This window comes from Chamaesiphon sp. OTE_20_metabat_361 (assembly GCF_031364565.1).
This window is the reverse complement of record NZ_JANLWO010000792.1, coordinates 1-7,959: the sequence shown is the minus strand read 5'-3', so window position 1 is coordinate 7,959 and position 7,959 is coordinate 1. Positions and strand designations below refer to the sequence as shown.

General features: G+C 46.0%; 6 protein-coding genes. 3 read left to right on the top strand and 3 right to left on the bottom strand.

Annotated features, from left to right (window positions below; genetic code table 11):
* On the bottom strand, nucleotides 1-589 hold a 589-nt coding region (locus tag RMO35_RS22460), incomplete at its 3' end, for a glycosyltransferase family A protein (protein WP_309744496.1).
* Nucleotides 590-958: 369 nt separating this feature from the next.
* On the opposite strand from RMO35_RS22460, the gene RMO35_RS22455 reads away from it, so the two are divergent.
* From RMO35_RS22455 to RMO35_RS22445, 3 genes are all read left to right on the top strand, one after another.
* Complete coding sequence (locus RMO35_RS22455) at nucleotides 959-2,419, top strand: sugar transferase (RefSeq protein WP_309744494.1); 1,461 nt, start codon at nucleotides 959-961, stop codon at nucleotides 2,417-2,419.
* A 275-nt stretch (nucleotides 2,420-2,694) separates the two neighbouring features.
* Complete coding sequence (gene thrC, locus RMO35_RS22450) at nucleotides 2,695-3,993, top strand: threonine synthase (protein WP_309744492.1); 1,299 nt, start codon at nucleotides 2,695-2,697, stop codon at nucleotides 3,991-3,993.
* A 134-nt stretch (nucleotides 3,994-4,127) separates the two neighbouring features.
* Nucleotides 4,128-4,403, top strand: a complete 276-nt coding sequence (locus RMO35_RS22445; protein ID WP_309744490.1) for a MoaD/ThiS family protein — start codon at nucleotides 4,128-4,130, stop codon at nucleotides 4,401-4,403.
* 73 nt (nucleotides 4,404-4,476) lie between these two features.
* Here RMO35_RS22445 and RMO35_RS22440 read toward each other — a convergent pair whose 3' ends face one another.
* Nucleotides 4,477-4,995 carry a hypothetical protein gene (locus RMO35_RS22440; protein WP_309744488.1) on the bottom strand — a complete coding sequence of 173 codons (519 nt, stop codon included), beginning with the start codon at nucleotides 4,993-4,995 and terminating at the stop codon, nucleotides 4,477-4,479.
* 212 nt (nucleotides 4,996-5,207) lie between these two features.
* Nucleotides 5,208-7,940 carry a valine--tRNA ligase gene (locus RMO35_RS22435; protein WP_309744498.1) on the bottom strand — a complete coding sequence of 911 codons (2,733 nt, stop codon included), beginning with the start codon at nucleotides 7,938-7,940 and terminating at the stop codon, nucleotides 5,208-5,210.
* Nucleotides 7,941-7,959: the final 19 nt, after the last annotated feature.

The window sequence follows — 7,959 nt, the reverse complement described above, 5'->3', positions numbered from 1 at the left end:
TCGGCCACTCGCGGGCGATGCGCAACCACAAGTTTAGATCTTCCTGTTGTGGTGCAAACCCGCCTACTGCGGTAACTGCCTCCCGCCGACAGATGGCGGTAGCACACTGGATATTATGCTGGGCTGCTAGAATTGTTGTATAGCTGGCAACAGACGGCGGCTCGTCAAAAAGTCGCTGAGTACTATACGAGCCGTCGGGATTAATCGATCGAAATAAGTATCGTCCAAACACAAAGCCAGCTTCAGGATGCGCTTGCAGACAACTTACGCCAATCTCGATCGCTTCAGGGCACAAATAATCGTCGCTATCTAAAAAAATTAGATACTCGCCCGTGGCCACCTCGATCCCCTTATTCCTCGCCCCAGGCAAACCTTGATTGCTTTGATATATATACCTAACCGTAGGGTATCGAGCGCAAACTAACCTAGTATCGTCGGTCGAACCATCATCGATCGCAATAATCTCACTGGCGGGGTAGCTTTGGTCGATCGCACTCTCAATTGCTGCGGGTAAAAATTCACCACTGTTGTATGATGGAATAATTACAGATACACTACAATTAATTGTTCCTACCCAACTCCACTCCATGAACTTGCTACCCTCGGTTTCTAGTGATTTGCTGAGTTTACTATCTTCACATCAATCGTGAATGAAAATTATGCCAAAAATTAAAATATACACACAATTTTTCTTCAGGCATACTAATTTTTCAACCGCCAGATGACTTAATTTACCTTAGTCATATATCTGAATTAATATTTTTGAGTGTCGATCTCCAAGATCGCAATTCAAATAAATTTAGTCAAATGATTATTGACATTATCGACATTTTTTAGTCATGATGGCAGGGTAATATTTATCTAAAAGTTAACAAAATAAATATCACAGGCAATTAGTGATTTAGATCACGATAGCAGTTTTATTCGATCCCATCTCACATCCTTTTGGAGCGATCGCATGACCGATCTCAAAAAATCTGATGCCCTTGCTTACAGTTGGCAGACAGAAGATATCAGAGCAACAAACCTGTCAATCCGCTGGCGGACGCCGCTAGTAGTATTGAGATCGATCGTGTCGGTCTTTTTAGACACTTCGATGTTGTTTATATCATGGACGATCGCCGATCGGATCGGTACGCAGACAGAAGGGCGTCATATTACCGACACCATCGTACCGATTCTAGCTGTGAGTATCGGCACCTTGGCAGCATCTGGATTTTATGGTACCGATGACAAGCTGCATCGCTTCGCAAAATTACTAAAATCGCTCACGCTCGCACAAGTGATGATTTTAATCGCCGCGTTCTTTTATCAACCTGGATTGTGGTGGATATCGCGCTCGGTATTTTTGATTGCTTGGGTGCTAAACTTTGTATCGATCGGTTCGGCCAGATATTTATTAGATTTAGTCACGATCGAAATCCGCAAGCGCAATCCAATTTTTCAGCAATCAGTCGTGCTGATGGGAAATCGTAGCGATATCGATAAAGTCACTAAGTTAATCGCTCGATCGCAACAATTTAAAATCCATAGTGTTATCGATCTGTCGGTGTGGGATATTCAAAATGAATTAGAACATATCATCGACCAAATTTGCTCGCAAAGAATTAGTGAAGTGTTTATCTGTTCAAAGCAGCTAATTGACAATCAAATCATCTTGTATTGGAGTTTAAAAGCTGCCGGAATTCATCTGAGGATAGTCCCAACCGAATTGCAATTGCCGCAACGAGCCGCTGAGACTAAGATGATTGAAGAAATCCCCACTGTCCGGTTTAAATCCCTAGCTATTTTTGGAATCAATTTTTGGTTAAAACGTCTGCTAGACTCGATCGCAGCGGCGTTTCTGGTAATTGTGCTAGCACCAGTTTTCATCGCGATTGCGATTGCCATCAAAAGTACCTCAAGCGGCCCAATTTTTTATCGTCAAAGTCGCGTGGGCTTGAAGGGTCGGCATTTCCAAGTTTGGAAATTTCGGACGATGGTTGAAAATGCTAGCGAGCTGCAACGCCAGCTAGAATCCCAAAACGAGGTCAAAGGTGGAGTTCTTTTTAAAATTAAAGAAGATCCGCGAATTACCAATGTGGGTAAGTTTTTGCGTCATTATAGCCTAGACGAATTACCCCAGTTGATCAATGTCTTACAAGGTCAAATGAGTCTGGTCGGCCCGCGCCCGATTGCTATTCGCGATTATGAGTTGTCGATCCAGAATGTCGAACAATTCTCGCGCGATCGCTTCTTACGCTACGAAGTATTACCAGGAATTACCGGACTGTGGCAAGTCAAAGGTCGTGCCAGTATCGATTCTGATGAGATTTTCTATTGGGATATGATTTATATCCTCCAATGGTCGCTCGCTCTAGATCTCAAAATATTACTCGAAACAGTTAAAGTCGTTCTCTTTAGAGAGGGATCTTATTAACTTGCATCTTGCATCGACACAAAGTTACTAGTGTTTTGGTGAATAGTGGATAGTGGATAGTGAATAGAAGCCTCGCCTTTAGCGATACGACAGCCGTTGGCGATAGCCTGCCGTAGGTACAGTGTGTCTAGCGCTTTTGAGTTCTGGCTTAGGGGATTTTACGCCAATGACATACCCGACTAATTTAGTCGGGTATGTTTGACGGCAAAATCTAGCCATGGTAAGCTTGTCGCTAACAAGTTAACGGATCTTCTTTATCACAACGACCTCCTAACATGACCCAAGCAACCTTAAACAGCAATAGAACGACTGCCGCCAAAGGACTAGCCTGTAAAGAGTGTGGTACTGAGTACGAACTCAAAGCGACACACATTTGCGAACTATGCTTCGGGCCATTAGAAGTCCAATATGATTATGACTACCTCCGTACCAAGGTGACTCGCGAGAGCATCAAAGCTGGCCCACACTCCATTTGGCGTTACAAAGATTTACTCCCCGTTCCCGACGAGCATATCGTCGATGTCGGTACCGGAATGACGCCCCTACTCAAAGCCAATCGCTTGGCGCGTCGCCTGGGTCTGAAGAATCTCTACATTAAAAACGATGCTGTCAACATGCCTACCTTGAGCTTCAAGGATCGGGTGGTATCGGTAGCACTTTCCAAAGCCAAAGAATTTGGCTTCTCGACAATTTCCTGTGCGAGTACTGGTAACTTAGCCAACTCCACCGCCGCGATCGCCGCTCATGCTGGGTTGGAATGCTGCGTCTTTATCCCTGCCGACCTCGAAGCAGGTAAAGTGCTGGGCACGGTCATTTACGGCCCAACTGTCATGGCAGTTCAAGGCAACTACGATCAAGTAAACCGCCTCTGTTGCGAAGTTGCCAACACCCACGGCTGGGGATTTGTCAATATCAATCTGCGTCCCTACTACTCCGAAGGCTCCAAAACCCTTGGGTATGAAGTTGCCGAACAACTCGGTTGGCAATTACCCGATCATGTAGTGGCACCGCTGGCTTCTGGTTCCCTGTTTACCAAGATTCACAAGGGTTTCCAAGAATTTGTCAAAATTGGCTTGGTCGAAGACAAACCAGTCCGGTTTAGCGGCGCACAAGCTGAAGGTTGCTCGCCGATCGCTCAAGCATATGCTGAAGGTCGCGATTTTGTAGTCCCAGTTAAGCCCAATACGATCGCCAAATCGATCGCGATCGGCAACCCCGCCGATGGTATCTACGCCCTAGAACTCGCTCGCAAAACCAACGGTCATATCGAAGCTGTTACCGATGCCGAAATCATCGAAGGGATGAAGCTCTTGGCAGAAACCGAAGGCATCTTCACCGAAACGGCTGGCGGTACGACTATTGCCGTCCTCAAAAAACTCGTCGAAGCTGGCAAAATTAGCCCCGACGAAACTACCGTGGTCTACATCACTGGTAACGGTCTCAAAACCCAAGAATCTATCCAAGGTTACGTCAGCGAACCCTTCCAAATCGAAGCTAAACTAGACAGCTTCGAGCGCGCCCTCGAACGATCGCAGACACTCGATCGCTTAGACTGGCAACAAGTCTTGGTTTAGGTTTTAGGCAGGGGATAGGGAATAGGGAATAGTGGACACGATCGAACGCTTGTTCAGTCCCCTAGTCCCCCCATCCCCCCGTCCCCCCGTCCCCCCGTCTCCCATCTCCCAACTCCCACCTCCCATCTCATCAAATGACTGTCAAAGTATTAATTCCCACTGCACTTCAAAAATTCACCAGCGATCGCGCGACGATCGAATGTGAAGGTAATAGTATTACCGAGCTGCTAGATGCACTTGAAACTGCCTGTCCCGGCGTTAAAGCCCGACTCTGCGATGATGCGGGTCAATTACGGAGATTTCTCAACCTCTATGTCAATGATGAAGATATCCGCTTCCTCGATGGCCCTGGCACTCCGCTCAAAGATGGCGACCAAGTAAGTATCGTTCCGGCTGTAGCTGGGGGTTAATGCGATCTAATTAGCGATCGATAAGACTACCAACCGCTCCAAATTTAACGATTTGGGGCGGTTTTTTAGGCTTCTACAGCGGACGATAAACAGCGCGGATGACGATCGTATTTGCCAGCAACAGCCAGAGTGGTGAAGATTGGATCGCGATGATGATGAGTAGCCAGTAAGCGGACATACTGAGGTTGGCAATGCGATCGAGCATCGCAACGATCGAGACCAATGAAATCGCATACAAACTTAACGCCAAACCATAAGTTATGATGACTCTTGGAGTTGGTAACAATACCGGGTAGCCGACTTCGCGAGGATCGCCTTCCCATAAACTTAGGCAAATAAAAGCAGCCATCGCGATCGTACAAATTAAGAGAGAACTGGCTCGACTCTGGCTGGTAATTGTGGTTGCTATAGCAGCGAGGGTAGCAATTAAACTACCCTTTTTATCATAGATCCTATTTTTTAATAACCAATCCTTAAATAACTTGGGACTGTAATTTCTTTCCTGAAAATGTCGCAAATAGCATAAAAGCCGATGGCTAAAAAAGATAATTGCCGCAGTAGAAATTGCAAATAGGGACAGGGCTATTGTCATAGATCCAAATCGCTAAGAACTGGAAAGAGTCAATCGTCGGGTCTTCCTTTTAACTACCTGCTAATACTACTGGAAAATCATAACATAACACTACATATTTAATACAACATCCGATCGGCTGATGACACTGAGACAAATTGACAGTTAGATCGCCACGTGCGCCAATTGGCAACAGCCTACTGCTGGTATGGCAGTACTAAAAAATTATCCTCTTAAAATTGTTGCAATCTTTCCTGTAAGATTTCCTTTTGCTTTTCAGTCTCCACCAAACTATCCTTAGTCTGTTGAACCACTTCCGGCGTGGCACGTTCGATAAATTTAGTATTATTTAAACGACCGTGAATCGATTCGATTTCTTTATCGATTTTATCGATCTTCTTCTGAATTTTAGCTTTGAAAGCTTCGAGATCGACAACTCCAGTCAATGGTAAGATAATCTGCACCGTTGCAAAGACACTTGCAATAGAGCGTGTTGGTTCTGCGGCTAACTTATCAACAATGGTAAGCTGTTCGATCTGTGCCAAATCGCACAGATAAGTTTTCCCGCGCTCTAAGATTTCTCGCTCGGTAACACTGTCGCTTTGGATGATAATTGCGACTTTAATGGCGCGTTTGAGATCGGCTTCGGCGCGGAGATTGCGGATAGTCCGCGTGACGCCGATGAGGAGATCGAATTCGCGATCGAGTTCGGGATTAATTAGAGATCGATCGGCTGTAGGATATGCTTGGGTTGAGATGTCATGCAGCTCATCGCTCTCAGTCAAAGTCTGCCAAATTTCTGCCGTTACGTGTGGCATAAATGGATGCAGTAACTTTAAAATCCCATCCAAAACAAACGCCAAAGTTTGCAGCACGACTAATTTACTTGCCGGATCTGCACCTTCTTGTAACCGCGACTTAACTAGTTCGATATACCAGTCGCAGAAGTCCCCCCAGAAGAATTCATATAAGCCTTTAGTTGCATCGCCTAAAGCATATCGATCGATATTATCGCTAGTTTGCTGCACTGTTTGATGGAAACGCGAGAGAATCCATTTATCAGCTACTTCTAGCGATTCAACTGTGGGAACTGTCAAGTTGTCGCGATCGATCTTAAACTCCGAACTCTCGAAGCTCAGCATTACAAATCGCGCTGCATTCCAGATTTTATTAGTAAAATTCCGGCTGGCTTCGACGGATTCTGATTCGTCAGTCTTGCGGTTATATTGAATCCGAATATCTTGCCCCGCACCTACTACTTCGCGAACTAAAGTATATCGCAGTGCATCAGTGCCGTATTTATCAATTAGTAATAATGGATCGATTCCATTGTTAGAAGACTTCGACATCTTCTTACCATTTTCATCGAGTACTAACCCGTGAATATAGACATCTTTAAATGGCATTTTACCAGTCAGATATCCCGACATCATCGTCATGCGAGCTACCCAGAAGAAAATAATATCAAAACCAGTAACTAGCGTCGAAGTCGGATAGTACATCTCCAAATCCGTAGTATTTTCTGGCCAACCGAGCGTCGAAAACGGCCATAATCCCGATGAGAACCAGGTATCTAATACGTCAGGATCTTGAACTAATTTTACATCCGCGCCGAACTGCTCGATCGCTTGTACCCGCGCTTCTGCTTCACTTTTCGCGACAAAGAACGGTGTATTATCAGTGATCTCACCACCAGATTCACTTACAGCATACCAAGCCGGAATCTGATGCCCCCACCACAATTGCCGTGAGATGCACCAATCCTGCAATTTAACCAACCAATCCCGATAGACTTTTCCCCAGCGTTGGGGGACGAATTCGGGGGAATTCTGGCTATCTAAATGCTCCAGGCAATTATCCGCCATCGGACGAATTTTAACGAACCATTGAGTTGATAGTAATGGCTCGACAGGTACTTTGCCGCGATCGCTATATGGTACCGTATGCTTATAAGCTTCGATTTTAACTAAATTACCCAGTTCTTCTAATTTTGCGACGATATTTCGCCGCGCGGCAAAGCGTTCTTGACCGTTAAATTCACCAGCATTCTCATTGAGAGTGCCGTCCTTATTCATAATATTAATTAACGGCAGGTCATGACGCTTGCCCATCGCAAAGTCATTGGGATCGTGAGCTGGAGTAACTTTTACGCAACCCGTTCCAAACTCAGCCTCGACAAAATCGTCGCCGACAATGGGAATATCGCGATCGAGAATCGGCAGTCTCACCGCCTTACCAATCAGATGTTTGTATCTTTCATCCTTGGGATTTACAGCTACGGCGGTATCACCTAACATCGTTTCCGGGCGCGTAGTGGCAACTTCAATGTATCCCGAACCATCGCTCAAAGGATAACGGAAATACCACAAACTCCCATTAGTTTCCTTATTTTCAACTTCCAAATCTGACACCGCCGACTGCGAAGCCGGACACCAATTGACTAAATACTGTCCCCGATAGATTAGCCCATCTTTGTGCAACCGCACGAATGCTTCAAGTACCGCCGCCGACAGTCCTTCATCCAGCGTAAACCGTTCCCGCGTCCAATCTGCCGAAACACCCATCCGCTTGAGCTGATTGATGATGGTACCACCCGACTCCATTTTCCACTCCCAGGCGCGTTCTAGAAACTTCTCGCGTCCGACATCGTACCGTGTCTTACCTTCAGCCTTGAGCTGCTTCTCTAGAATCGTCTGTACCGCAATACTGGCATGATCCGTACCGGGGAGATATAGCGTATTATCCCCGCACATCCGATGATACCGAATCAGTGCATCGATCAGCGATTGTTCAAACGCATGTCCCAAGTGCAAACTTCCCGTCACGTTTGGCGGCGGAATGACGATGCAGAAGGGTTTCCCACCTCTAGCTGGATCGACTTTGTAGGTTTGGTTTGTTTCCCAAATCTGCTGCCATTTGGCTTCGGTTGTCTTTGCGTCGTACTGGGGGGGAAGATTGGCTGTCATGGGATGCGTGATGTTGGCA

Coding starts and splice junctions, on each gene's coding strand:
- RMO35_RS22455 (WP_309744494.1), top strand. CDS start 959: ATGACCGATCTCAAAAAATCTGATGCCCTTGCTTACAGTTGGCAGACA.
- thrC (WP_309744492.1), top strand. CDS start 2,695: ATGACCCAAGCAACCTTAAACAGCAATAGAACGACTGCCGCCAAAGGA.
- RMO35_RS22445 (WP_309744490.1), top strand. CDS start 4,128: ATGACTGTCAAAGTATTAATTCCCACTGCACTTCAAAAATTCACCAGC.
- RMO35_RS22440 (WP_309744488.1), bottom strand. CDS start 4,995: ATGACAATAGCCCTGTCCCTATTTGCAATTTCTACTGCGGCAATTATC.
- RMO35_RS22435 (WP_309744498.1), bottom strand. CDS start 7,940: ATGACAGCCAATCTTCCCCCCCAGTACGACGCAAAGACAACCGAAGCC.